The 25,711-nt window shown below is 45.4% G+C and carries 39 protein-coding genes and 1 pseudogene; all 40 read left to right on the top strand.

Features of this window, described 5'->3' with window-relative positions:
- The first annotated feature begins 622 nt into the window (after positions 1-622).
- The 40 genes and pseudogenes from ABLU95_RS11120 (at position 623) to ABLU95_RS10925 (ending at position 25,708) form a co-directional block, all read left to right on the top strand.
- A complete protein-coding gene (locus ABLU95_RS11120; protein ID WP_348879540.1) occupies positions 623-1,153 on the top strand; it encodes a hypothetical protein in 531 nt (176 codons plus the stop codon).
- Positions 1,154-1,223: 70 nt separating this feature from the next.
- Positions 1,224-1,427, top strand: a complete 204-nt coding sequence (locus tag ABLU95_RS11115) for a hypothetical protein (protein ID WP_009654220.1) — start codon at positions 1,224-1,226, stop codon at positions 1,425-1,427.
- An 82-nt stretch (positions 1,428-1,509) separates the two neighbouring features.
- Positions 1,510-2,034, top strand: a complete 525-nt coding sequence (locus ABLU95_RS11110) for a hypothetical protein (protein WP_348879538.1) — start codon at positions 1,510-1,512, stop codon at positions 2,032-2,034.
- 110 nt (positions 2,035-2,144) lie between these two features.
- Positions 2,145-2,612 (top strand): hypothetical protein, encoded by a 468-nt coding sequence (locus ABLU95_RS11105; RefSeq protein ID WP_069476703.1) that lies wholly within the window; start codon positions 2,145-2,147, stop codon positions 2,610-2,612.
- Positions 2,613-2,650: 38 nt separating this feature from the next.
- Entirely contained in the window at positions 2,651-3,022 is a 372-nt protein-coding gene (locus ABLU95_RS11100; protein WP_348879536.1) for a hypothetical protein, read from the top strand.
- 52 nt (positions 3,023-3,074) lie between these two features.
- Positions 3,075-3,656: a hypothetical protein gene (locus ABLU95_RS11095; RefSeq protein ID WP_200795703.1), complete on the top strand. Its 582-nt coding sequence runs from the start codon at positions 3,075-3,077 to the stop codon at positions 3,654-3,656.
- A 16-nt stretch (positions 3,657-3,672) separates the two neighbouring features.
- On the top strand, positions 3,673-3,966 hold the full coding sequence (locus tag ABLU95_RS11090; RefSeq protein ID WP_042928358.1) for a hypothetical protein: 294 nt from the start codon (positions 3,673-3,675) through the stop codon (positions 3,964-3,966).
- 37 nt (positions 3,967-4,003) lie between these two features.
- A complete protein-coding gene (locus tag ABLU95_RS11085) occupies positions 4,004-4,585 on the top strand; it encodes a DUF6012 family protein (protein ID WP_348879534.1) in 582 nt (193 codons plus the stop codon).
- Between the two features lie 396 nt (positions 4,586-4,981).
- Positions 4,982-5,851: a DUF4942 domain-containing protein gene (locus tag ABLU95_RS11080; RefSeq protein ID WP_348879532.1), complete on the top strand. Its 870-nt coding sequence runs from the start codon at positions 4,982-4,984 to the stop codon at positions 5,849-5,851.
- A gap of 53 nt (positions 5,852-5,904) precedes the next feature.
- Positions 5,905-6,225 (top strand): hypothetical protein, encoded by a 321-nt coding sequence (locus ABLU95_RS11075; protein WP_348879530.1) that lies wholly within the window; start codon positions 5,905-5,907, stop codon positions 6,223-6,225.
- An 80-nt stretch (positions 6,226-6,305) separates the two neighbouring features.
- A complete protein-coding gene (locus ABLU95_RS11070; protein ID WP_348879528.1) occupies positions 6,306-6,620 on the top strand; it encodes a hypothetical protein in 315 nt (104 codons plus the stop codon).
- Positions 6,621-6,812: 192 nt separating this feature from the next.
- Entirely contained in the window at positions 6,813-7,064 is a 252-nt protein-coding gene (locus tag ABLU95_RS11065) for a hypothetical protein (RefSeq protein ID WP_042928361.1), read from the top strand.
- A gap of 165 nt (positions 7,065-7,229) precedes the next feature.
- Complete coding sequence (locus tag ABLU95_RS11060) at positions 7,230-7,445, top strand: hypothetical protein (RefSeq protein WP_348879525.1); 216 nt, start codon at positions 7,230-7,232, stop codon at positions 7,443-7,445.
- Positions 7,446-7,689: 244 nt separating this feature from the next.
- A complete protein-coding gene (locus ABLU95_RS11055; protein WP_042928365.1) occupies positions 7,690-7,911 on the top strand; it encodes a hypothetical protein in 222 nt (73 codons plus the stop codon).
- Positions 7,908-8,225, top strand: a pseudogene (locus ABLU95_RS11050) (hypothetical protein); the annotation flags it as partial. The gene ABLU95_RS11055 and the pseudogene ABLU95_RS11050, both read left to right, overlap by 4 nt.
- 357 nt (positions 8,226-8,582) lie before the next feature.
- Positions 8,583-9,317, top strand: a complete 735-nt coding sequence (locus ABLU95_RS11045) for a hypothetical protein (RefSeq protein ID WP_348879523.1) — start codon at positions 8,583-8,585, stop codon at positions 9,315-9,317.
- 265 nt (positions 9,318-9,582) lie between these two features.
- Complete coding sequence (locus ABLU95_RS11040; protein ID WP_348879521.1) at positions 9,583-9,807, top strand: hypothetical protein; 225 nt, start codon at positions 9,583-9,585, stop codon at positions 9,805-9,807.
- A 3-nt stretch (positions 9,808-9,810) separates the two neighbouring features.
- Complete coding sequence (locus ABLU95_RS11035) at positions 9,811-10,884, top strand: hypothetical protein (protein WP_348879520.1); 1,074 nt, start codon at positions 9,811-9,813, stop codon at positions 10,882-10,884.
- On the top strand, positions 10,885-11,097 hold the full coding sequence (locus tag ABLU95_RS11030) for a hypothetical protein (protein ID WP_348879518.1): 213 nt from the start codon (positions 10,885-10,887) through the stop codon (positions 11,095-11,097). It abuts the gene before it with no gap.
- A gap of 185 nt (positions 11,098-11,282) precedes the next feature.
- Complete coding sequence (locus ABLU95_RS11025; protein ID WP_154974944.1) at positions 11,283-11,567, top strand: hypothetical protein; 285 nt, start codon at positions 11,283-11,285, stop codon at positions 11,565-11,567.
- Positions 11,568-11,935: 368 nt separating this feature from the next.
- Positions 11,936-12,268 (top strand): hypothetical protein, encoded by a 333-nt coding sequence (locus ABLU95_RS11020; RefSeq protein WP_348879515.1) that lies wholly within the window; start codon positions 11,936-11,938, stop codon positions 12,266-12,268.
- Positions 12,269-12,523: 255 nt separating this feature from the next.
- Positions 12,524-13,156: a hypothetical protein gene (locus tag ABLU95_RS11015; RefSeq protein WP_348879513.1), complete on the top strand. Its 633-nt coding sequence runs from the start codon at positions 12,524-12,526 to the stop codon at positions 13,154-13,156.
- Positions 13,157-13,195: 39 nt separating this feature from the next.
- A complete protein-coding gene (locus ABLU95_RS11010; protein ID WP_348879512.1) occupies positions 13,196-13,717 on the top strand; it encodes a DUF262 domain-containing protein in 522 nt (173 codons plus the stop codon).
- A gap of 92 nt (positions 13,718-13,809) precedes the next feature.
- Positions 13,810-14,097 (top strand): hypothetical protein, encoded by a 288-nt coding sequence (locus tag ABLU95_RS11005; RefSeq protein WP_348879511.1) that lies wholly within the window; start codon positions 13,810-13,812, stop codon positions 14,095-14,097.
- On the top strand, positions 14,097-15,230 hold the full coding sequence (locus tag ABLU95_RS11000) for a DUF550 domain-containing protein (RefSeq protein WP_348879510.1): 1,134 nt from the start codon (positions 14,097-14,099) through the stop codon (positions 15,228-15,230). Before ABLU95_RS11005 ends, ABLU95_RS11000 begins: the two co-directional genes overlap by 1 nt.
- An 87-nt stretch (positions 15,231-15,317) precedes the next feature.
- Complete coding sequence (locus ABLU95_RS10995; RefSeq protein ID WP_348879508.1) at positions 15,318-15,761, top strand: phage tail protein; 444 nt, start codon at positions 15,318-15,320, stop codon at positions 15,759-15,761.
- 75 nt (positions 15,762-15,836) lie between these two features.
- Positions 15,837-16,469, top strand: coding sequence for a hypothetical protein (locus ABLU95_RS10990; RefSeq protein WP_348879507.1), 633 nt, complete (start codon positions 15,837-15,839; stop codon positions 16,467-16,469).
- 281 nt (positions 16,470-16,750) lie between these two features.
- Positions 16,751-17,095: a DUF957 domain-containing protein gene (locus ABLU95_RS10985; protein WP_025999285.1), complete on the top strand. Its 345-nt coding sequence runs from the start codon at positions 16,751-16,753 to the stop codon at positions 17,093-17,095.
- Positions 17,092-17,337, top strand: coding sequence for a hypothetical protein (locus ABLU95_RS10980; protein WP_069476686.1), 246 nt, complete (start codon positions 17,092-17,094; stop codon positions 17,335-17,337). The genes ABLU95_RS10985 and ABLU95_RS10980 overlap by 4 nt, the downstream gene beginning before the upstream one ends.
- A gap of 34 nt (positions 17,338-17,371) precedes the next feature.
- Positions 17,372-17,800, top strand: a complete 429-nt coding sequence (locus ABLU95_RS10975; RefSeq protein WP_348879504.1) for a hypothetical protein — start codon at positions 17,372-17,374, stop codon at positions 17,798-17,800.
- Positions 17,801-17,888: 88 nt separating this feature from the next.
- Positions 17,889-18,053, top strand: coding sequence for a hypothetical protein (locus ABLU95_RS10970; RefSeq protein ID WP_348879503.1), 165 nt, complete (start codon positions 17,889-17,891; stop codon positions 18,051-18,053).
- 636 nt (positions 18,054-18,689) lie between these two features.
- Complete coding sequence (locus tag ABLU95_RS10965) at positions 18,690-19,931, top strand: hypothetical protein (RefSeq protein ID WP_348879501.1); 1,242 nt, start codon at positions 18,690-18,692, stop codon at positions 19,929-19,931.
- Positions 19,932-20,035: 104 nt separating this feature from the next.
- Positions 20,036-20,458, top strand: coding sequence for a hypothetical protein (locus tag ABLU95_RS10960; protein ID WP_348879499.1), 423 nt, complete (start codon positions 20,036-20,038; stop codon positions 20,456-20,458).
- Positions 20,451-20,633: a hypothetical protein gene (locus ABLU95_RS10955; RefSeq protein WP_348879497.1), complete on the top strand. Its 183-nt coding sequence runs from the start codon at positions 20,451-20,453 to the stop codon at positions 20,631-20,633. Before ABLU95_RS10960 ends, ABLU95_RS10955 begins: the two co-directional genes overlap by 8 nt.
- Positions 20,626-21,045, top strand: coding sequence for a hypothetical protein (locus ABLU95_RS10950; protein WP_348879496.1), 420 nt, complete (start codon positions 20,626-20,628; stop codon positions 21,043-21,045). Before ABLU95_RS10955 ends, ABLU95_RS10950 begins: the two co-directional genes overlap by 8 nt.
- 25 nt (positions 21,046-21,070) lie before the next feature.
- Entirely contained in the window at positions 21,071-21,508 is a 438-nt protein-coding gene (locus ABLU95_RS10945) for a hypothetical protein (protein ID WP_348879495.1), read from the top strand.
- Between the two features lie 312 nt (positions 21,509-21,820).
- Positions 21,821-22,555, top strand: coding sequence for a hypothetical protein (locus ABLU95_RS10940; protein ID WP_348879493.1), 735 nt, complete (start codon positions 21,821-21,823; stop codon positions 22,553-22,555).
- A gap of 2 nt (positions 22,556-22,557) precedes the next feature.
- Complete coding sequence (locus tag ABLU95_RS10935) at positions 22,558-23,130, top strand: type I-E CRISPR-associated protein Cas6/Cse3/CasE (protein WP_348879491.1); 573 nt, start codon at positions 22,558-22,560, stop codon at positions 23,128-23,130.
- Positions 23,127-25,007 carry a helicase C-terminal domain-containing protein gene (locus ABLU95_RS10930; RefSeq protein ID WP_348879490.1) on the top strand — a complete coding sequence of 627 codons (1,881 nt, stop codon included), beginning with the start codon at positions 23,127-23,129 and terminating at the stop codon, positions 25,005-25,007. Before ABLU95_RS10935 ends, ABLU95_RS10930 begins: the two co-directional genes overlap by 4 nt.
- A gap of 23 nt (positions 25,008-25,030) precedes the next feature.
- The gene (locus ABLU95_RS10925) at positions 25,031-25,708 is read left to right on the top strand and encodes a hypothetical protein (protein WP_222616028.1); all 678 of its coding nucleotides are present in this window, start codon (positions 25,031-25,033) and stop codon (positions 25,706-25,708) included.
- The last annotated feature ends 3 nt before the right edge of the window (positions 25,709-25,711 follow it).

Raw genomic sequence — 25,711 nt, 5'->3', positions numbered from 1 at the left:
CCATCAGCACAATTTCATCTCAACATTGTAGCTTCAGTCTCTTCATTCTTTTTATTCTAAAATCACTGAATGTTTATGAAACTAAAAGGATTTTTATTTCTAAATATTAACTTTGGGGGTTTACACAACGTTTAAATCTGTATAATTGTTCCTGTTGATTAGGAAGTAAAAGAAGGTGTAGAACGCTTATGGGGGGGAGAGGAAGCTGTCGGAGAACACGTAGCCTGCGTTGCGTACCTTGCTACGAAAAGAACTGGCACCGGGCCAGAGCAGGGCTCGATTATACTGGTTGGGAAGACGTCTCGGTCGAGGAAGCCAAAGGTACCGGCTATGTCTGTCGATGCAGGCAATGTGGACATGAATACATATCTTACTCATCTGCTGCGCGTCGTGTGCATCAATACCTGATGAGAAGGAAAACAGGCATACCTGACATTCAGGGAAAATAAATTTTCTACAAAGGGTAATTCATCTACATAACTAAGAAATTTATTTGTGCTTCAGGATACAATTTTGTTGTATTCAGGTCTTGCACGGATGTTATGAACAAACTATGTGCCGGTCACAAGATTCTATGTCCTTATATAGTTAATAAGGAATTATATCGGAGCAGCGAAGGTATATGATCCCTACTATTGAACCATTTCTGTATGGAAGGAATATTTCTGATATTTCAGAAAAACATTTCGCGCCCTGGTTTTGCCCTAATGATGAATACCCAGTTCTGGTGCTGGCCTCAACGATCACTGTCCCTGATTCACCCTCACAGGACTGGTTTCTCGGGGAAGAACAATGTGGAGGGTACAGTTGTAACCAGTTCCAGGCTGCGGTGTTACCGCTAAAAATACTCCCAGAAAAAATTGTGGTACTGGAGCAGGTTGCAGGCGAAGTATTTTGTCCAAAATCCCTCGACTATTTTAACTTTGATAGCGATGAGGTTCGACAATGTATCCGTCGGGATTACCAGTCATTTGTTATGTCTGCCGGGTTAACGTGCTCGGATGACAATGCGCTTCTTTTGACACAACCGCTATACCCCCTGGATGCGTCTGAATCAAACCTCAGGGCTTTAACCTCAGATCAGATCAATCTCGACAGACTTAATGTCAGTAATGGATTCGTCCTTTTTGTTGTGGGGGTGAACTGCGACTGAGAGCAAAGAAGGGTAGTCACACAATACACGAACTGCACATCAACCAATAAAAGTAACTTTTGAGGTAAAAATGAAGAACATTAAACGCGAAGCATTACTGGTGCCCATCATCGGCCTGCTGATTTTGTCTTATCATATGGGCTATTTCCTCTCGGATTGGGCGTTCTGGCAGGTATACGGGATCCTGGCTGTGGCCTATTTTATATGCCACATTGGACTGAAGAAAAAAGAAGCAAAAGATGCTGACCAAACGGGTGACGCAACCGGACAGTAAACAATTCCAGTGATGGCCTGGACTTTCATAATTCTGGGCCACACCATTTTGCTGATACACGTTAACTCAGAAAAGGAATCATATGGAAAGCATGACACTTTCGTTTTATAGCAAAAAACTATACGCAAATGAATCTAGTGCTATCAAGGCCAAGGGGCTAATTACTGTAGAAGTAGGTTGTAACCCCAGTTTGAATGCACTCGTTAATTTTATCGATGCTATCGGGGTTTGTGCCGGAACTGACACAATCAACGGTGTAGGAATCATTTTTAATAAAATTGAAAGGGAATTACCTCCGGCATTTTCATACACAAATGTGTTGTTGCAAAAGGTCGTGCCTTCAGAATTTCTGTCTAAATCATTAAATGTTGACGGGTTAACAAAAGTTGATTTTGAATGTAACGCCAGTCTCAACGATATCATTGTACTAATTGAAGCAATCTGTAAATGTGCCGATCTCGAAGGTGTTGTAAATGTTGCAGGTCCGATTAGCTGGACTATTGATCCCCCGGATTATAGAGATTTTGACACCCTGCGTGTCAAAAATGAGGTCCTTGATAGTTCTTTCTCAGGTGTTGAACTGAACGTATTCAGTTCTTTTCATTAAAAATTTAATCACCGCGAGTATCACCAAAAGGTACTTTTATTGATCCGTTATGTAACCGGGGCACAGTAAGATTTTAGCCCTAGCGATTCTCAATTTTTCGGAATGACATTATGAGCAGCATGACAGTTTCATTTTATAGTCAGAAACACTACCAAAACTCAACTGAAGCTATCAAGTCAAGGGCGACGGTATCAATTGAGATCTGTTGTAATCCCAGTCTGAACAAACTTATGGCTATCTCAGAGGCTATCTGCACGTGCGCAGGCATTGAGCCATCGGTTGGTATCATTGTCGATGATGCTCTCACAGAGGACATTAGTGAGGGTGAGAGTATCTGTGTGGCCTTCTATAACCACAACAAGTACAAAACTGCTGATGCGGCTATTCAAGCAGATGCTATCAGGCGCGTGAATCTGGATTTTTCCTTAACTCTTAATGATTTGCACATGATTATTGGTGCTGTAAGTCGATGTGCCGCTATTGATAATGTAATCGGTATTGCATTCCCTACGGCGACGGTTATTGATATTGGGCATTCCGGGCAATCTATGGACCAGAAAAGCATGCTGCATTCTTAAAACCCACTCGCAAAAGTTACTTTTGCATGGAGGTGCTTATGCTTTTTCGGAAATTGGTGCTGTTGGGTGGGGGCTGTATCTTACTTCTGGCCTATCACGGAGGCTATTTATTACGTGACTGGCCTTGGTTGTTCTATTACGGGATGATCGCATGGTTGTTTTCATTTAGCTGGTATCTTTTCATTACCCGTAACGCAACTTTTGAACCGGGAACGATAAAGAACGAAGAGAAATCATTACCCATCGTGGGTCAACCCCAGACTCATCGGTATAAACAGAATGATAGTAGTGATTCTTCACTGATTATATATTCATCAACAAGCAACAATCATGCGGAAAGCATCATTAACAATGGTGCCGATTGCAGTAATTCGGACACTTCAGATTCAGGATGCGGTGGGGGTGATTAACAGTCAAGGATGAATAATTAATTTCCCACAAATCAGTAGGTAAGGAGGAGATATGGTATACACAGGAATAACCGATCACGCCAGACTCAGACTTATGCAGCGTTCCCGACTTCCCCTGCATGTACTCACTGATATGATCGACAAAAGGGAATATGTCGATTTGGGTTCAAAGCCAGGAATATTAAAAAAACATATACTGATTTATAGTCGCTTGGATGAAGGTTGGTACGTACTAATCAGGGATATAACATCTGGATGTATCGTTACGGTATTACCGGAGAATTATCATGATTCTTCATTTATTAAAATCAAAGAGTCAGATAAGAAATCTGCATATGATTTAGCATTTAAAGTAAGAGCTTTGCGCCCAGAATTAATTAGTATAAACCTTTGTTATAATGATTTCGATGGTTACCGGCACTCGAAAAATATTTATTCCATACCGATTTCACAGGTGGAAGTGTCGCAAGAGTCATTTTTAAAGTCAAAGTTTATAAAACTGCTTAAAAGAAAGATAAGGGAAAATAATGCACGTGGACTTTTCTTTGATGAACACACCATAGAGCCAGGGTATACGCCGCTGTTCCTGAACGTGAGGTTCAGTCCGGATAAATACAAAATATTATATTTCTGATTACAGGAGCACATCAATGAATGACAGAGCGGTTTTTTTAAATATCCATGGAGAAGATAAGACCCCATTTATTACCGAGGTAGAAATGCTTATTGGGGGAGTTCCACGGCTCATGTATCCAGATGGCACCGAGCAATTCGCGGACGATGAAACCGAGACAGTCCTGATTTATTCACCTCGATTGACCGAACCAGAACTTGAAGCCTTTTGTAAATCGAATATTGAGCATTACCAGGCTTTTCACGAGGCTAATTTAAAGAAACTACTTAGGGGAGACCGAGTAGCGATAACCCAGTTTTGGCTTGAATAAACTAAGCTGCTAGATCTGCAACGTTTTGGAGGGAATCATGTATCTGCATCTTGTTCCAACGCTATACCACATTATTTCAAATAAATGCCAACTTGAATCAGTGACGATCCCGGAATTGGAATTCGAGATTAAAGGTGATGCGCTTTCATGCGGAAGACCGTATCCAAATAAACGGCTTAATGTTGGCATGCTAAAAAACCGGAAAGCCATGGTTGGGTTGCTTCTTGAATATGACAAGCAAATCACTCAATTTACAACGGAATATAAATGGGCTATTGAAAACATTGGTGTTGTTCAGCACAATATTAAAACGATTGTTCTGGACAATGAATTTGACCTTATTTCGCAATGCATAGGGTTAAATATTGGCCTGGATGAATGGAAACCAAGACTCCATCCCTCTTATCACAAAGTCGCACCCGTTAAAATACAACCTATGATGGAATCATACCGAACCGGCGAAGCGGTTAATAAATTGCAGCATGATGTATGGGCGAATAATGCTCTACTGTTCAGGACAGAGACATTGCTTTTACATACTTTGGAATCAGAAAGACTCTCTAAGTATAGTTTTTTCATCGACAGGCTTCCTCAATTAGGTTCTAAGATTTGCATCTGAATTAATTCAAAAAGCTCCGATTTTATTGAGGGGCTTTCCACCCCAAAGATACACCAATTTTAATTATACCCAATAAATCCACAATTCTACCTCGAAATACAATCAGAAAAAAATTCAAGATTGCAAATTGTATCGCAGGGTCTGTTAATACAACTTTAAGTAACACCATAATCACTGAGTGATTTTAGGTTTATTCTGCTCTCCAGTTTTTATATTTATCGTAAACACTGCGGCATCATAATCTCATGATTTTAGAATCTGATCGCTCACACTCCAAAAAAGTAACTTTTCTATTAAAATTTTAAAAATAGGGGGTTGATGAGGTGATAAAAAAAGGTATCCTGGTTTCATCGAACAACACTTTGAATACTAGCCTTATCTACCCGGGAGTTTTATATGTCCGTAGAAAATACACTGACTGCTGAGCTAAACACATCAGAGAATACAGGGGAAATTATTCCTTCTGTTGCTATTGATTTAATTATTGCTCAACGCACAGCTGGGATTGCGGCGTTTATGGAAGGTTTAGAGAAACTCAGAGAAGCGGAACAGCTGTTTGCCGCTGCGGCTGAAAAGGACTGGTTCTCGGGGCTGGATGAGATCGTTGCGACCGGCAGGCGTTGTCATAAAGAAAATGATATAGAGATTGTCCGAGGTCGGGTGGCTCGTTGCGTTGATAGCAGTATCTGGACACGCTTGATGACCCAGACTGGGATGTTTACGTTGATGAGCAGTGAGCAACATGACAAATGGAATGACCAGCTATACAGCGAAGAATGCCCTGAGGTCACCTTGGACAATGTCATCAGTACGTTTCAGCATCTTCATGCCTCGAAAAATGAGACTTTTGTTACTGGTATTATTGATGTTTTCCGTAATCTGTCCTGGGACTACAAAACAAATAATCCCTGCCGTCTGAGCAAGAAAATTATCCTAGAAGGTGTATTGTCCATTAATGTATCACGAACCCGATATGCTTCGGTCAGGTCTAATGCTCAGAACTGGATTAACGATCTCGCTCGTGCTTTTTGCCTGCTCGACAAGAAAAACGTGCCAGATTCCCGGGTTGCTGAAGGAAGCCAGTACAGGGATTTTATTAGCCTAAACAGCTATACGTTAGAAGGTGTATTTAGCTGTGAGTGGTTCACTATTAAATCCTTCTGGAAAGGTTCAGCTCATGTGACTTTCACACGCCCTGACCTCGTTGAAAAAATTAATGAGATTATGGCTAGTCGATACCCTGACGCTCTACCATCCAGAGTCTGAAAAATACACCCACTTATTTAAACATACAAGACTAATTGTTAAGGTAACCTGACATGACTATTGAAATTAAAGAAAGCTACACCACCGCTGTTATCAGCACCGCGCACATTGCTAAAGAAGATACCGAGTTATTAACGGATGCCAGTTATAATCCACGTACAGATAGTGGACGTAGCTGGATTCACGTAAACGAATATGGTTTTATTATTCGGACCAGCGTTGAAAATCCGGGGTGGAAACAGCTTTTACGTGATGATGGTATCTCATGGCCTACAATTGAAAATATCGAAAAAGTACTTAAAGCAGGGTACGAATGTGTTCATTTTGACCGTGACGCAGAAATCGTAGATGGTCTGCTGGCGTGGGACTGGTAACAACTCCTTACTAAGGACTCTCAACCTATCGGGCCGAGGTCTAAATGTTATGGGTAGTATAGAAAAACAAGGAGTCGGAAATGGGCAAAGAACACGGGTGTAATTCAGTTCAGCCGGATTTACCAGCCACCGATAATGGCGGTCGACATGAAGTTATTGTCACCGGCTGTGTTACAAAAATCGGTAGAGGGATTCATTTCTGTAATAATGAGCTTCTCAGTGGTGCTAATCATAATCTCTGGTTCCCGTTGAACTCTGACGACGACTGGTTTTCCGGAATTGAACGTGTGCTGGTAATTAATGGGGTGGCAGAGAATGTCGTTAAACTCAGTCCTCTTAATGACGGGAAAGACTATCACGACTGGAAAGTGATTTATAACTGCCGTGTCGTCTGACTAACTGGAAAGTAACTTTTTATATGTTTTTACCGGTTGCGCCAGGGAGTCATTGAATCTATTAATCTAGCGAAATTTTTTTGCCCCACCTTGCATGTGAATCTTATGTGCAGGGCCGATACCTGTTTTAGTGCAGGATAAATTTTTTCCGGAATGCCATCGTTGCTATCACACATACCGAGGATATTTTTAATGTTTAATCAAACTGAAAAGTCTATTGCCCAGATCGTGGAGTACATTCCCAGGGCCTGCCGTGATATGCAGTTAAAAGAGGCCAAGGCACGGCTTGCTACAAAAATTGCACTTTATATTGTTGACGGCAGTGATGCAGGGGTGCTCAACAATACCTTCGCTCGGGCACTCAACAGTCACACAAAGGAGGCATTCTTTGCAAACGTTGCTGCTCAGGTTGTTTATAATGACCCCTTATTACCATCAGAGTAAAAATATTCACGCTGTTACTGTTCTGATTATCATATTCTCGCTGTAGTTCTCCAGTGATTATGGATGGTATGACGTATAAAATATTAATAGGGGTTGATTTAAGACTCGAAATTGCTATCCTGGTGGTAACAATAATAAAATTCACGTAGTGAAAGGGACAGGCAAATGAGCGCTCATATTCGTAACTTTAGTTGGAACCGCGTTAAACTGTCTACACTCACTTACTACGAGTTAGACCAACTCAAAAAGAAAGTCGAAGAAGAACATGCCTGTAATAATGGGATCTACCTATATGACAAATCTGGGTTGAAAAAACTGGACGCTTTGAGTTGGGCTGTTTATCACAAAATGAAAGCAGAGAAAAAGGCAAAGCAGGGATAGTTAAGTTTACTGTCATAAATATAAATTCTCTTTTTGCTGCGCATAACCTGAAAATGCTCCCAACAGGCCGTTTTAAAAATGTTCTTCGTTTATACTATGACAAAAAGCTTCTTGGTTCTAACGCACAGATTGGTTACGTCAGGAAGCTCTGATTATAAATCGTGCACACAAAGAATTTACCTGCTTTTTGGGTCCAGTATCTTCAGGGTGCATTCTATATAACCAGGCAATAAGGATCCGCTTTATGTTAATAAAATGCATCAAAGACACTGAGGGTTGGTGGACCGAGGGCGAATATTACGAAGCCAGAGTTGTAAGTGGCGGTTTTGCGCTAGTTGGCGATGATGATGAACCAGACGGAGAAGGTTGGAGCGCAACGCCTATAGATAACAAGGACGACGGCTCGATAATTTACGCCTTAGGCGGTATCGATGGCGAAGTTCTATTTGAGGAAAGCGCAGTATGAAATTTGCGAAGTTCTGTGAACTGGTGACAACCATATGGGCAAACAAAATCAACCAGCGCCGCGATCCTGAAGTCACGATCCTAATCCACTCTCCGGGTAGTATCGGAGCAACACCATCAGTAGAAGTCGAGTCCATTCAGGCTGGATTCGACTGGGATGCCGGTCAGGTGTTGATTTACCCGGCACAGCCTTTGACCACGCTGACGCCAGAACAGGTAGCGGACATTACCACAAGCGTGCGCAAAGGCCAGTCCTGGCACGCCTATGAGGCTTACAAGAAGCATAAAGCCGCAATGGAAGCCGCCGCGATTGAGTATGCGAAGGTAGCAGGGCAACGTGATGAATTACTGACAGCCCTGGAAGGACTTTCCGCTGCTTGCGACACCGGCGAGCGCGACCTGGATGGAAAACAGCGTGGACTCGCCATTCCTGACAAACACTCTGTATGGGCAGCGCATGAGGCCATCGCCCGCGCAAAAGGTAGTCCAGCATGAAAACTGATATCACCGTACTGCCGCCTAAAATTAACAATGGCGTACTCCGACGTTGGAATGCTCAGCGTGGGCAAAGAAATGGCAGGGGGGGGAGATATAAACGCTTCCCTTCAGTTCACAACTTGAACAAGTGGATCGTTGATCGTTTGATCTCAGAAATTATCGGTGAGGACAGAGATGCCTGATATCACTGAACTGACACAAGATGAAATCAATGCTGCGTTGGCACAGCTGAAGCAGATCAGTGAATTCCCCACACCTTCTACTCAATACGCACGGGTCTTACGAAAATATATTGCAACGCTGGTGGAGGCACAGAAGAAGGCGCATTCAGTGATGAGTGGAGTCGTAACCGCAGCCTGTATCCGGGGAGTCAGACCATTTGATGGAATTGAGTGCGATCCCCCAACTCTGGAAGAAAATGCGGAAGCGTGTGGCGATGCCATGTCTGCTCGAATCAGAGAACTGGAATCTAACCCACCAAAACCTAAGGAATTAGCCGAAGCGCTTTTTCTGATTGCAACTTTACGTGAGCAAAGCGACGGTTGGGAGCGTAAAGCCATCAACAGTTTCGCTGAGCGTTCGCAGATGTTCCAGCGCATTGCCGAGTTGGAAAAGAGAAACCAAGAACTGAAGTCAGGGCTGTTAATTCCAGCCGAAGTTGAGCGACTGGACCGAGCATCTGGCATGAACGCTGAGGCAAGTTGTGTCGACAGGAACAAGCCTGGAATGATTGTGGCGGTGCACATTGATGCCGGTGACTTTGTTAATGTTAATGGTCTGATATTAAGGGTAATTGAAACCGATTTTGACGACCACGACGTAACTTTATATTTGGCTGGTGGTCAAGAGTTTAAATGTGCTGCTGGTTACCAGATAGAAGTGGTCCCTGTACCAGAGGATGAGGAGTAATGGCTAAGCACGATTTTATCCCTGCTGGCGCGACCTGCTGGCAGGGCGGTTGTTGTACTCACAAGGGGATTACCCGTCGCCATCGTTATGTTACCGGGGGCGATGGGAGGAAATTCGAATCGTGCTCCTATACTGACGACTGGTACGCACTTGGCGACACGATTGACTCTTATGGGAGACCATACCGGTATCGAATCACGGGTGAGAAGGCCACGGTTCTTACTCAGTTCTGCATACAGAATTTAAAGCCAGAGTAAAACAGACAATGAAAAAATATACCGAGTTTGACAGAAAAATCATGGAAAAAATCGGTGTTACCCCGATCACTTTTCACCTCTTGTTTTCCCATGACGACATCCCGGTCGAATGCAAAAAAATTGCCATGAAAGAAGGAAAAAGCGAGCCATTTCGCATCCTCGACCGTCGGCTTCAGGCACTACGTAAAGCCGGAGAAATCCGTAGCACCTCTAAAGGTTGGGTGAGGGCTTAACAAATGACCACTAAATTACCATTAACAGACGAACGCCTCTCCACCATCAGTGATTACTTTGTTGCGATGGAAGAACATTACAGTGACCCGGCAGACCGAGAGAATTTTGAAATCTTCAGTGATGCTAAAGCCTTTCTTTCAGAGCTACAGCAACGTCGCAAGGCAGCAACAGGTCGCGAACCGGTGGGCATTAAGCTTCCCCCTAAGATGTCGAATGATCGCATAAATGCGCATGAATTAAGCACAGGCGTTGACGTCTGGAACCGATGTATTGATGAAGTGGCAAAACTGAACGGCAAATGTATCCCGTCAGTTCCATCCGGGCTTCACCCGGATACGCAAAAGCTGGTGACCAACTTCTGCACAGCACTGGCTGAGAAACTGTATAAGGCGCAACTCAAGTACGGCCACTCAGATAACTGGTCATACGCAAATTGGGAAATTGAGTGCCAAACAGCTTTCCACGAGCATATCGCTAAAGGTGACCCGCGCGACGTTGCCGCGTACTGCGCATTTATGTGGTATCACGGCTGGAGAACCGAGGTCGAGCGGCGAGAACAGGTCGTGCCAGATGAGGTCGAGCATGTAGCCGCCGTACTAGAGCTTATCGGTGGTTTTGAGGCTGCTGATATCGATAGCGACACAGTAGATTTACGGTTTGAGATCGACGATGTGGACACTGGCTCTGACGTATCCATTACTGAATATGCCTCACGCGGTTCCGCTATTATCCGTATGCTGGCTGGCAATGCTCCGGTAAATCCAGACAGTTGCATTCTAGAGGCGCTGGAGAACATACAAACCGAGAATGAAGTGGCACGAGACCAGTTAGTCATTCTCCAGCTAAAGCTATTAAAGCAGCAGAGAAAGATTGCAGAGCTGGAGTCCCGCACCGTGAACCTGCCGAAACCTAAAGATTCTGGCCCGGGTTGGAAAATTGATCCGGAATTTATCAGCAAAGTTCAGAACGCGATAGGCTACGACGACAAATGCGAATGTTGGGAGGGCACTCCTTCCATGGAGGTAGTAGAGGCCGTTTTGCTAGCTGCTGCTGGCATCAAGGTGGAGACTGAGTAGATGGGCATAACTGAGGGATTTTGCGCAGATTTATATTGCGACTGTGAAGGTTGTCAGTCTGGGGACATTTATCCGCAAGGGCAGGCTGATTTTATTGGCCGGAATATGACCGATATTTCTCAGCAGGCGCGCGAAGCTGGCTGGCGGATCAGCAAAGACCGGCAACGCTGTTATGCTCCGGGCCATAAAATTTCACGAGGAACCAATCAGTGACCAATAACCAGTTAACAGATCGACGGATTTCAGAATTGTTGGAAAGTGCCGGATGCATTGATTAAAGCTGTAGATTTTTATGAACAGGTTAAACGTGAAAATCCGTCAGTAGAAACGGGAGCCTGGAAAGATGCCGTGGAGTGGGTACTGAAGGAAGCCTGCCTGGCTGCTAAAAAGGATGAGTCATGACACAGAAAATCAGATTAACAGACGCGCAAGTCTATACGCTGCGCCGAATGAAAAGCGGCACCAGATACTTTCTACAGGGCGATGGAAGGCGTGGAGATGAGGACAACGGTATGCGCAGAGTCAACTGCCCGTCGCTTCCCGTCCTCTTTAGAAATGGTCTCGTTGATTTTTGCAGTGATTGTGTAAAGCAGAATTACACCTGGTATAGCGTGAAGTTGACGCCTGAAGGAGCAAAAGCCGCAAATGGTTCTCAGACAAGGGAAGAGCGCGGTTTGCCCTGATGAGGGTTGCTAACAGTGCCATGATGCAATTGATCCCGGATACGTGTCAGCATAACAGTCAGAAAAAGTTACTTTCTTTTCTCCCCAGCAGTGATCATCCCCGGCACTATCGGGTGTTTTTAGATATTCTCCATGTTTACTTTTCATGCTTCTGGGAGAATATTTTAATTCATCGTTCATTATTTCTCAGTGTTTATGAAATCATCATGGTTTATTTTTTGTGGAGCGACCATTGGATGCCGTCAGAAAAAGTTACTTTCCTGGTGATATGCAATTAGGGGCTTGCGAAAACGATTCGAAATAGTATCCTGGTTTGAGGTCGAATAATTTTATCCAAGACTGGACACCACATTCCGGGAGCGATGAACATGAGCAAGGTACCTGAACAAAAAAAGCATGTAATTAATTTTGAATGCGATCATTGCGGACGCAGCTATGACGATACTGATGTTTGTACTTCTGACGATTGCCCTGATAATGAAATTGCTATGCCATACCTGCTGAATTACTGGACTGTTGATGAAGTGGCCGAATGTCTCGACGGCGTGGGTGATGATCTTTACAGAAAGCTATGGTCGTACATTACACCAGAGACTGATGGTAACCCGCCACTGGCTAAAGTTGCCTGGGAAGCTTTGACGCATGAAGAGAAGGCTGAACTGGTCCTGGCAGTGGAACAAGAGTTCCCTGACGGTGATTAAGTTCAGTAATGTGTGACAAATAAAGTGTCGTGCCGGTAATGGGTAAAGAACGGAAATAATACACAGCACACCCTATAAATATCTTCCACCAGCAACAATGGAAATTTACGCTTGTATCCATTCTGGAAGAGCAGGCCTCAGGCCTGCTTTAAAAAAGGGCCACTAAACAGCTGGTGGATTGGGATAATTTAATCAACATTAGTGCTATCTGAGGGGTAGCGCATATTGTCACTTCAATATTTCATGGTGAATTAAATGAAAGTATTAAACGAACTACAGTTACGCCAGATATCCGCATGCCCTGGGAACATTGAGTTACAGGATTGGTTGAAAATACTTGTTGCTGATAATGCAGCGCTAGTTCGATCTTTAACGGTCATCGCTAATTCAGATGAGCATCATGGTAAGACGATGGTCTGTGATTTTGATTCGCTGATTTCTGTAGCTACAGCTGGTCTGAAAGAGCATGAGCAACTCCTTAAAGGGAACACTTCACCTGATTGTGAACAAAAAGAAACAAACATCCCTATGTTCTACGTGGATGGAGATGCGGCAATACGACTTCTCAAGGGGCATACTCGTTTTGCAGCCATGACGACTGAACCAAAGTCTGGTAAGACGTTGCCGCTTTACATAAACGCTCAATCTGCGTCAGTCGTTCCGGCAGAAACAGAGCGAAAAGGTAAAAGGCTCCGCGTTGCAGAAGGGCGGTATGCTGCTTACTTCCCTCAAGAGCGACCGCTCGATGGGGCGCAGATCATCGCATGGGATGAGAACGGTAATTTGTTAGGCATTGGTTTTGGACGAGACACACGCGATACGGGAGTTGCTATCATCGTCAACGGAAAAAAATACGACTCAAACCATGTGATTCACTGGTGTAGTTAGCCATTCGAATGTGGCCGGTATGAAAGGAAGATGAGAATTATGACCAGTATCAACAGAGTTCGGGACGCTGAAATCTTTCGGGCCAGAACGGGGGAGTATCCGGTTGACATGTACATCAAGTGGCTGAAGGATGGCGCACTGGATTTCGATGCCGACTATCAACGTGACTATGTCTGGGGGCATGAGGAACAACAGGCTTTTTTACAGGGGCTGATATCCGGCTTTCCTCTGGGGTATGTGGCGCTAGCAAGAGCCCCCGATTGGGCATCCCGGGACGGTGCATATATTGAGGTTGTTGACGGCAAACAACGACTGACAACGTTATGGCTGTTTATCAACAACAAAATTCCGCTGGAACTGGCAGGTGTGCCGGTTTTCTGGCAGGACCTAACTCGTGGTGAGCAATTCGCCTTTGGAGCTCCCACGTTAACTGCCGTAGTGCTTGATGACGCCACGCCACAGGACCGTCTGGACTATTTTATAGCAGTTAACTTCACAGGTATGCCACAAAGTGATGAGCATAAACACCGGGTTCTCGCACTCAAAGGAACGACTCAGTAACGTTCAGTCAACCAGCCAGTTAACGAGAGCATGATGAGCCAATTGCTGGTATGTACCAGCCCCTTCAGGATGTGTATCGGGAGGTCTGTTCAATGGATCAAAATCAGGTTTTAGACGCAATTAACAATAGCGATGTTACCGCACATGAATTGTTGAGCGAAGCAATGCCAAACGCCGCCTCCCGTTTTTACCGGACGGCAAAAAATCTCTCCAGACTCCTAGATGAGATCCACGAGCATTTCCCGGATGCAACGTATTATGCCGCGTCCGGCACATTATGCTTATTGCTGGGGGAAAGCCACAGCAAGGCTGACGTGGCGCAGCAGGAGCTATTAGCCCATGCTGCGTCTGGTTTGAGGGTGGAAGGGGGGGACTGGTAGTGACGAATACCTTCGGTAAAGAGTGGCTGGAAAACGTCATTCAGGGCATGGAAGAGTGCCGTGATGAAATCCCGTTTGGACTGGATGAGGACGGGAACAACACGCTACAGGCTTTAAAAATTGCACTGAACTGTCTGAACGGACCGCACATGGTTGCCTCCGCTGGTGGATCTCTGTTATTTCCTCTGGAGGTACTTGCACTGAAACAGCTGGTTTCTGGGGCATCACAGGGACCCTGGCATCAGGAGTTTGAGCACGACTGCCCATGGAACATCGTTGATGAAAATGGTGTTCAGATCGCTATAACACAACAGCGTACTCCGGTTCGTGACAACCCTAAACAGACCGACCGCACTGCTAACGCTGCATTCATGGCTGCTGCCAGTCCAGCTACCGTCACCGCACTGTTTGAGCTTACTGAAGCGTTGCATCAGGAGAGAGAAAGCTGGCGCGTCAGTTATGAAAACGAGCGTACTCGTGCTGATAAACTTGCAGCACAGATTAGCCGGACTGATGGACTTCAGAAGCAGCCGCTTGATGAGTCTTTATCAAATATGCTCTGGTATGCGGAAGAGTCTGTATGCCACCCTGATCCAAATTACCGCTGCGAATTTGAGCGACTGGCGACTCCTGGCGTTGTCGCAGGATTAATTCGCGAAGTGCAGCAGTACCGAAAGGCTGCAATGGACAATAAGCCGGTGGCGTATACATCCAACACAGAATTAACATTTAAAGACGGATTTGGTGAAATTTGGTGCAGTCCTCTTCTATATGGTGCTGATATCGCGCTTTACCTATATGCTTCCCCATCACCGGGACGTGACAAGATACGCCAGGAGCATGCCGAATGGTCACAGGTAACGTTTGGTAATGTCGGCCCTATTGGCCCGCTGAAGCACCTGAGAAGAGAAGTGAAGGAAGTCATCGCTAAGCCGCATGATCTGTCCGAGTGGGCGGATATGCAGTTCTTAATGTGGGATGCTCAGCGCCGTGCCGGTTTCTCTGACGAGCAAATTACCCGGGCGATGGTTGAAAAGCTGGCCGTTAACAAGTCACGTGAGTGGCCGGAGCCAAAAGACGGTGAAGCACGCCTTCATATTCAGTCACCGCCACCAGCTAAAACGAGTTCTTAAAGGGCTATTTGCGAAGTGGATATATATTCCGCCCGAAATATCTCTGGCCTGAGTCTGTGAGTTTATCCTGATCGTAAAGGAGTAAATATGGTAACGGAAACGGAGTTGATTGATTTTGACCTGCTCCTGAAATTTGGGGAACGATGGAAATACCGCTATTCAGCTGGCGCTAAGTATATCTTTGCCAGCAGCAAGGCGCGGGCGATTGAAGGGGCGACAGAAGCATTCAGGAAAGCCCAGCCGGGTGAGCTTTTAACACGCGATGAGCGCTATGAGAAAGCAAACCGGGAGGATATCGAACAGTCGGATAATTTGTGGAAACACCTGAACCTTGAAGACCTGCAAGCCCTTTTCTCACGTATGGGAGGCGATATTAAATCGCTGCAAGGAGCCTCCCTGCGAGAGTTCACCGGCAACGGCGGTCGGCGCACGGCAGGTGCTGTTGCGGCTCAGGGGGCACGAGATACCGCAGTAATGTGTATGCGACTTGAGCGATACATACAATGGCGGCAGGAAAACAGGATTTCCTGACCCCGTATCTCAGCATCAGTTTAAATACTGTGATAATTTTACTTCATCGCAGTTTCGTTAACTCAGGCAGACCTTATGAACGCTATTTTTTCTGATCTCCCCGTCAAAGACGGTAAGTCCGGCTCGTGGACACTGGATACGTTCACTGTCACCGAAAATGGCGCAGAACGTCTCGCTATTCGTGCCGACTTTTCAGGCAATCAGGATGAATTTATTCCTCCTGGAGAGTATCGCCGTCTCTCATGCAACAGCGATGTAGTGATGTCCAACACGCCGATGGAAATACGGACCTGCATGGATTTCATCGAGCGGGCTACAGGGCACGTGCTTATCAATGGACTGGGGCTTGGCATGGTGCTCCATGCAGTGTTGATGAAAGCAGACGTTACGCACGTTACTGTTATTGAGAAAGAGCAGGATGTGATCAACCTTGTCGCGTCGAGCTTTGCGCACGATAAACGCGTAGAAATTATCTGTGCAGATGCGATGACGTTCGTTCCACCAACAGACGTCACCTATGATGTATGCTGGCACGATATATGGCCTCAGTTCTCAATGGGGAATCTTGATGAAATGGAAATGCTGGAAAGAAAGTACCTTTATCGTTGCCAGTGGCAGGGTTCCTGGGGTAAGGAACAATGCGAGAAAGAGTTAATTAATTTTATCCAGATTGAGGGTGAAATTGAAAAATGGCTGCAAAGGGTTTAATGAAAATAAATCGTCGTATATAACACCGGCATGACCCTGTTTTTACTCAGAAGTTATGGTGTGGTATATTTAGGTGTTATTGTTGTTTTTTCTGGCTTAATTCGAATTAATGGATTTTCTGGTAACCCCCATATAAATCAACCTCCGCCTTTGTTGTTTAAATGGGGTTGCATACGCAATTAAATAATGTACCCTGGAGTTCGGGTTATCTGTGGTTTTCGTACGTAAATTGCGCACCACTACAAGGTAATATATCTGCTCACTTTATTATGGGGTTTATTATGAGCGCACAAGATTCTTTGGAAATACTTCTCGCCTGGCTTGAGGATAATGTTGAAATGGAAACAGATATCATCTTTGCTGATGATATTGACTCCGCAGCCATGATACCCGCAGTCCAGGCTGCTATCGCTGGTTTAAAATTTGATATATTTAACGATGAAGTGAGAAACCTGTTAAAGGTTAAACATAAGCAGGTTGTTAAAGACGCTCTGGACGCAAGCTCAGACTTTCTGGATACGGATTGCGTCATGGACCGACTGGGTATTTCATACAGTGATGCAGAACTCCGGACTTCCGGTGCTCTGGAGCTGCATAACGCTCTTCTCGGATGGGCATCAGAATGACCGAAATAGCCCAATGCCCGGCAGTTAAGCAAATTAACTTTTATATACTGGAGGCCTCACCGGAGTTGCTGGTGGATCGCCGGGTTTATCTTGAAGTTGTGCTGCTGAAAATCTGGCGAAGCCGACTTGAGACAATCCGGTCCTGGAATTGTGTTTCTGATGAAGATCGCATTCTGGCTGACGCATATCAACGTGGCATAGATTTTCTGACGAAGACATTCAGGCTCGTCACCCTGGATTGATTCTTTAACTCAACTGTGATGCAGAGGACGGAACATGTCTGAGAGCAAAGCCTTCAGGCCCGATGGCGGTGGAATGAGCTTAGGGCGCATTCAGGAAATTGCCGATAACCCGTATTGTGATGAAGAAAAACGGTGGCTGGCTCAAACGTTTCTGGCAAGAGCCAGTCAAAAACCAGCTGCATATGTGGATGCTGTTAATCTGCGCCAACTCCAGAGGGGGGAAGTGGAATCAGTGGTAATTTTTACCAATATGGAATGTACCGCCCTTTATCTCAATCCACCTGCCATTCTTAACGGCGTCGATACAGCGCAGGTGACGAGATGTGCAGACCTGCTCGATTTAGAGCTACGCATTGCAGAAGCAAAAAAAATGGGTCTCGACACGACCTCGGTTGAACAGAAGTACCACGAGTTAATTGAAGAGATTCGATCGAACAGGCATCATTCCGGGAACGAACGTTGACCTGCTTAGTATGGTTATGGTTTGCAGTCAGACAAAGTAACTTTTAAATATAAAACACCATAAATAAAACGGTTAAAAAGGTGGTCGAATGAAAACCAACGAACAATTACTCAGTGCGCTGATTGCGGCACTGGAATGGATTGATGCAGTTCCTTCGGATACGGTTCTGCCTGCAATGCCAGGATTTGACCGCGATGAAGTGAACGAGTTGATCGCAAACGCCCGTAAAGAGCTGCAATCAAAGGTGAACTAAACAGATGAGCTGCACTGTGCATAGCAGGAGACTTGTACCTGCTATGTTTCCGGCGGCGTGGAACTGAACCTGAAAAGTAACTTTTCCATCGACGTCCGGGGGCCTTTTTTTGATCAGGAATCAACATGACTGGTCAAGCATCTACGATTTTCACAATCAGATAAAAATGGGTTCTTCCTTCCCCACAAGCTTTCCCATCGCCGCTTTTGTCAAAAAGTTACTTTTGAAAACACGGACTCAGCACCTGAAAAAGTTACTTTTCTGTCCTGGTAAACGTGTTCGATCGTCTTTTCCACCCTCAAAAAAAAGTAACTTTTGACGATTCATGCCGTAAAACCAATGAAATACGCATCTTCTCTATGCCCCTTCATTTCACATATCTCATTAAAAATGCTCCAGAAATTATGAAATGCGGGAAACCACTGCAAAAATTTTCTTACTCTAAACACCAAAATTCGCCTCCTGGTTCCCTTGTCACAAAGAAATCATGTGTAGAATTTTTGCCGTGAACAAAAAAAGTAACTTTTTTCACGCCAAAGTGAAAATAGGGGCTTGATGGAGCGTTTTGAAAATGTATCCTGGGTCTAACAACGGCAATCACCGTTTAACCACATACAACAGGAAGAGGAAAACTCAATGACTACTGCAACTCCGGCAACACCAGCTAAAACCAAAAATGAAAATGTTTCTCTGCGTACCTTCTTAGAAAAAAACGGTATCGGTGGTCGTCTGGGCAATGGTCTTGTTATGGACCCGACGCACCTGAATATCATCCCTGGTTTTAACACTCGCACGGCTGGCCTGGGTGAGGCTTATTGGGAGCTTCCTGATGTTAAGGACCACCTTGCTCGTCTGGCGCAGCAATATGCCGATAACCCGCTGGAAATGACCGCTATGGTTGTCCAGGTTCGCGATGGGAAGGTTGTCATTCGCCAGGGACACTGCCGTGCGCGGGCTATCCCACTGGCTAATAAAATTCGTGAAGAACGTGGTGAAGGGCCGGTTGATAAAATCCGTGTTGACGAATTTCGTGGGTCTGACAGTAAAGCGGAGCTCTTTAACCTTAAAGGTAACGATCAACTGCCGGTTTCTATCGTTGCGCAGGCAGAATCACTGTACCGCCTGCACAACGACAGCGAAGAGCCTATGAGCATTGAGGAACTTGCCGAAGCCCGGAAAGTCTCCGTTACCCATGTTCGTAAATTGCTCAAAGTTCACACCGCCCCGGAAGCGTTAAAAGGTCTGGTCGTAAAAGGTGTTGTCGCATATTACGCTGCTCTCGACGTGATGGAAAAACATCCTGATAACTGTGTTGCTATTATTCAGGAAGCGTATGATAAGTTTGGCAAAGCCACTGACAAAACCATTGGGCAGGTCCTTCTTGCTCAGCGTGCAGGTGAAAACGGCACCAGCGGTGAATCTGATGGCAACGTGACAACCATTACAGCGACTGATGCAGGTAACGCATCTAATAGCACTGCTGGCGCTGCTGCTGGTGCAGTTGATGGCTCTGCAGGGAATGAGGCTGGTGTTGCTGGTGGTGGCTCGGAAGAAGGGGCAGGGAGTGACAATACCGAACCGACGCCGACTCCGGCCCCGAAACGCGAGCCTAAACAAAATTTCAAAACTCAGCTGTCGGTATTCGACGTGCTGCCGAAAAAAATCTCAAAAGAGATCGTCGATAACTCGCTGGAAGTTATCAACCGTATCGTTGTTGATGCGAAAGAAATTCCGTTTATGGAAGACGGTGCGGAAGTTCTCACTAAAGCTCAATATCAACTGACTCTAACCTATGAAGAGTTCGTGCAACTGACAGCAGCCAAAGACAGCTACGATAAACATCTGGAAAAAATCCAGAAAAAAAACACAGAGCAGTAAGGTAATAACCGTAACCGGGGAGATATCCCCGGCTAACATCCTGTTTATTTCATTTCGAATACATTACCGGCTTGTTTTCAGATAAGCCAGGGGACATACATAAAATGAATTTTATAAAGATTATGCTTTTATTTGCCGTTGTTACTTTGCTGGTTTATGGATTTAGCGGTTTAACAGGGAAAGAATCAGTCGTATTTACGTTTCTGGGATTTGGTTTTTCAGCTGTCATAGGCGCATTTATCTTGATAATGATTGTGTTGCTGATCGCTCTCTATCTGTTTGCTTCAAGCTCAGTCAGTATTTATCCAAAAATTCTATTCCTGGAAGGTACGCTTTTTGGCTGGTGGTATTTTGTATTCAATTTTATTATGCCGGACGGAAAGTCGCTAACCTTGCTGGGTGTAAATATCTATAACCTCGGGAGCTATATTTTATACGGTATGACCGTGCTTATCGGTATCGGTATTGTAATGATGATGTTCCAGGGGTCAACAAATCATGTTGATAAGGTGAAAAAGAATGGCTGATTTCGCTTCAACAAAACAAAATTCATCATTTGAGCTTTGGTTTGAACAACTCCAAATTTTGGCTGAATTGAATGGTGATGTCGTTGGAGAAAAGGTTGACTGGGTGCAGGCCTATGAAGCGGGAATGGCTGTTGATTCTGCGTACTATGAAGCCTTTGGTGACAGTGATGACTGACTCGAACAATCAGGAAGGAAACGGTTCAAAATTTCTGTTTGGTGTGACTTCTACCGACCGTATTATTCAGACAGAGCAGGGCGATGGATTTATTAATACATGTATCGCAGCTCACGGTATTATCACCAAAATTGTTTTGACGTGCTATCGCGCTGCTGGCGCTCTTACGGAGATGGTTCTCTTCAATGAGCATGGTGCTACGTTAGTTATTACCATTGACTCAGGGGTGTTTACACCTTCGGAATTAGTGCTAACTGACGAAGATATCCAGATAGCACACAAACAGATCACATTGTCCGACACTACAGACATATTAATCCTGGCAACCAGGATGGCTAGACGTGCTGGGCTTAAGCCTGTTTTTCCTGAACATTCGGAGTTTAGTTCTATTTTAGAATTTACAGTCGATTGACACGCATTTATTAAGGAAAATAAAAATGAGACCTGATGGTGTTGAATTGTCTTCGATTTCTGAAGGTGTTGAATTGTCTTCGATTTGGGAGGCGGGTTCCTGGTTTCCCGCGCGCGAGTTTGGTATTCTGTTATTAGTCATGCTTTTCCTGATGATGGTTCTGGGTATTTGGAAGAAAGATTTCTCCCATTTCAAACCATTGCTCACATTGTTTGTGTTGTTGATTGCTCTGGGAGCGACGATATTCTTTACGAGTTTATTTTTTTCCGTCAAAAACAATAATGAAGCTGAATGGCGAGACTGGGCTAAAGACCACTGTAAAATTGTTGCGAAAAAAGATGGGTCAACAACTACTGGTGTCGGTATATCCCTGAAAGGACAGGCTGGCCTGTTTATTGGTGGAGAACCAGGGCAGACCGGTTACAGCTGCGATGATGGCGTGACTTACTGGAAAAATGAGTAAGACGAACCATTGCGATATCCTTTTTACGTTCTATTTATAATTTGTTTGCGATAAATATCTATTTGCTATCTCAGCTACCTGTAAGGAGATTTTAGATGATGCAACATAATTCTTTCCCTGAACTGGTTCGAATTTTTCAGTCTAACTTAAACCCAGGCTTGCCATCTCAGTTATCTATCTGACAGAGGACATTGCTCTAAGCACAATTATAAATATTGCTGCTATTACAATGGCAGAACATTTTGGGGAATAATTTTGAATCATCCTGTCGATTTAGTTTTTCAGTCGCTTACACATATCGTGGAACCTTTCATGGGGGAACCAGTATCTATCCCTCAAAAATGTTCATGTTGTCAGCGTGACCCGGACGAGTTTGGTCATGCCGGTTTCCTGATGGTCAATGGTTATGGTGAAAACGTGGCTCATTGCCGTTCCTGTCAGACGTTTTTTGTCTCAGCGCCAGAGCTTATGGGCGTCGAGAATCCCAAAAAGCCCACCACCGGGCAGAAATTTGGAATGTGGTCAGGGGTTGGGGCAGTCATTAACCTGGAAGATAGCAGCGCTGTTCTACTGGCTCCTCAAGGTGTGGTCAATAAACTACCCGCGCATTTTTTCGAAGCCGTGAACGTTGTGACTGCAACAAGCGGCCAGCATCTGGAATACCTTTTTAACACTGACCTGAAATTCCCGATCATTTATATCCAAAATTTCGGCGTTAAAACCTACGAACTTATCCGGTCATTACGGGTAAGTCTGAGCGGCGATGCTATTTTTACCTGTGCGGATCAGCTAATGACCACTCAGAACGAAGTCCTTTTCACGCTCGATTTAAATAAAGCTAAAGCACTTCATCTTGAAATGCAGAACTATTCCAAAAAAGAAATAGATGCCTTTATTCGAACGGTGACCCAACTGGCCTTTTCACGGATAACCCCTGAGACAGCATCTAATCAGTTTAAAAAAGACAACCTCATTCCTTTGTTGCAGTTGTTGCCGACTGATCCGCATCAGCGCCTTAGCATTCTGCGTCTTTTGAAAAAGGTATAACTATGATTTTCTACGATAATGCATTTCGTTTACGGATACCGCACACGAGTATTTATCGAATCCACCAGCACCTGGATTTCTTCGTTCAGGAGCGGAAGGGGGAGAAGCTGCCATATTCTTTTAAAATTCTTCCTGGTACCGCTAATGATGCACAGTTGCTTGTTCGCACAGCATCACCTCTTGGCCTACCCGGTGAAAAACCGCGTGAGCTTACGCTATCCGAGGGGGATGGGATTTCGTTCATCACATCCATGGCCATATTCCATAAAGGCAATCAGACAGACGGAACTGGCCGACGTCAGTACGCACCTTCTGACGATAAAAAACATGATCTGGCCGTAAAAAAAATAATCAATGCCGGTTTCGAGCCCGACCATATTGTCGTAGGTGGGGCTGAAATTGTTCACGTTGGGAAGGGCAATTCCGGTCGTGGCTTTACGCTACCGGTGTTCACGATCCAGGGTACTGTCGTTGTCAGCAACAAACAGGAAGCAGAGAAAGCTATTGTCTTTGGCATTGGTCCCAAACGAGTCTTTGGTTGCGGCTTCATGCACCTGGCAGGGCAGGGACTATGAACATGGATACAGCTGCTTGTTTCACGAGCGCCGGGCTTTCTTTACGTAAAGTCCAGCAGGACTTTATTGAGGCCGCTGGCCTGGGCCTTAATGTCCAAAACAAGCTGGCGTTACTCAGCGCCGAAACAGGTGTGGGTAAAACGTTAGGGTACCTGGTTCCGGCCATGCAGATTCTGGTGAAAAACCCTGGGGCAAAATTTGTTATCGCAACTAACTCCCATGCCCTGATGCATCAGATTTTCAGAAGCGACCGTCTAAGTCTGGAACATATGGCAGAAGAGTCCGGAATAAAAGTTACTTTTTCCCGTCTGATGGGGAAAGCCAGCTATATTTCGCCGGATAAAGTGCGGGAGCTCCTTCGGGTGAGTGATACCTATGATTCGGAGACCGTTCAGCTTCTTGAAAAACTACGGGGCTGGTCAAAACCTCTGGTTGAATTTGAAGAGGAGTATGGTGAACTACCGACGCTGATAAAGCCGGATATGGTCACGTTTTCTTTCTGGGATGATATCCAGAATGTTAACGATATTCGACGTGAAGCACTGAACGCAGACTTCATCGTCACAACTCACGCTATGGTGATGATTGATTGCCTTTGCAATCACGGCATCCTGGGAGACAAAGAGAATCTGTACCTGATCGTCGATGAGGCGGACATGTTTGTCGATATGTTAGAGGTCTGGAAACAACGCCGCTTCAATCTCCGCGAGCTGCTTAGTTCGTTCAGCGCATATATCCCTCGAACTGGCGTTGAGATCATCAAACAGCTGGAAAGCGATATTACCAAGATCGCTGGTGGTCTGCATTTTTGTAGTACGCCCGAAGCCGTTGAACTCTTTGACCGCAGCTTTAAAGCGCTGGCGATGGTCGGGCGAAAAATCAAAGATGAAGAGCCCCGTAAATCTTTCTTTGATTGCATCTACAGGTGGGAAATGCTCGGGATGTCCGGAGGGCAGAAAGGGATCGGTGTCTCCAAAGTTCGCTATGAACCCGCTTTAATCGCTGTTAATCCGTTTATTGGTATGAACCTTGGCAGGTACTGCACCCAGTGGCGCAGCGCATTACTAACGTCCGCTACGCTTGCGATTACCAACACACCAGAGGGCGGCATGGAGTGGTTGTGCAAAACGCTGGCGCTCAATGACGATATGGTTTCAATCAAAAGAATTTTCGCTCCAGAAAGCTATGGCACTATGACTCTTACTATAGCCGGTGCCGCTTTCCCTAAAGTTTTTAGCGACCCCAAAGAACAGGCGTTTTCCAGTAAATGGCTGGCTGCAGTCACTGACCAGCTATCACGCATGCCTGGCCCCGTCTTGGTGTTAACTGCCAGTCATTCAGAAACCCGTGCTATCGCCGGGCAACTGGGTGAGGTTTCGCAGCCGGTATATATCCAGCTGGCGGGCCAACCGCTATCTGAAATAATCAAACTCTACCAGCAGAAACCTGGCATTCTGATTTCAGCTGGCGCATCTGTTGGCCTTAGTCCGAGAGGAGAACATGGCGAGCAGATTTTCCACGATCTACTCATCACCAGAATCCCGTTCTCGCCGCCGGACAGAATGAAGGTAGAAAGCCTTTACGGTTACCTGAAAGATCGTGGTTATGGCCGCACTCTTGAATCCGTTCAACGGTCTATCTACCTCGAAAATTTGCGGAAAGTTATCCGTAAAGGGAAACAGTCTGTAGGGCGGGGGATCCGTAGTGAAAACGATAGCGTCAGAATAATGATTCTTGACCCGCGCTTCCCGGAACCTGCAGACCTGTCGTCAAAGCACCGCTCCCTGGAGCATATCATTCCCGTTCGATTCCGCCGTGAATACCGTTCATGCGAAATACTCTCTCCGGCACATTGTGAAGAGGACATCCAGTGTTAAATCTAAAACCGTATAGGGTAATTATGTCATCCCTGACGCCGGTAGTAATCAGCGGGATTGCCCCGTCATTAGACGGCATCCTCTATGAAGCACTATCTCAGGTTATCCCCAGTAACGAGCCTGATACTGTTCTGGCACGACTGAAAGAAATTCTTCTTTTTAACGACGAACTAGGTGTTTTCCACGCTTCATCTCTGCGTTTTGGTATTACACCTGAGCAGGGGATAGGTGCGACCAGCAGCGTGCGGTGTGATTACCTCGGAGATGAGAAATTAAGCTCCGCTATGTTTTCACCTCGCTCCCGTGCCGGCAAGTTCACCCGGGTAATCACGACCGGTGGCCCAACTAAAAAAAGGATGACAACCCGACCTGCGTATTCCGCACCTTATTTAACTTTTGATTTTGTCGGCGACGACGAATCTGTAGAAATTCTCCTTAACCACGCCCATGTTGGCGTCGGGTACGACTATTTCTCAGCGGCTAACGGGGAATTCAATAACGTGATGATTATTCCCCTGGATTGCGACACGAGCATTTCCTTCGAAGGGATGGCGACAAGACCCGTACCTGTTAATAAGGGACTAGATGGGATTAGAGGTGTATCTCCTCTCGTTCCCCCCTATTTCATCGGTGATAAAACCAGCGTGGTTTATCCAGCACCAGTCCGAACTCAACTGATTTCTGCTTTATTGCGAGGCTAACTA

Origin of the sequence: Klebsiella sp. GG_Kp146, from assembly GCF_040061975.1 — a bacterium.
GTDB lineage: Bacteria > Pseudomonadota > Gammaproteobacteria > Enterobacterales > Enterobacteriaceae > Klebsiella > Klebsiella quasipneumoniae.
This window is presented reverse-complemented; position numbering and strand designations above follow the sequence as displayed.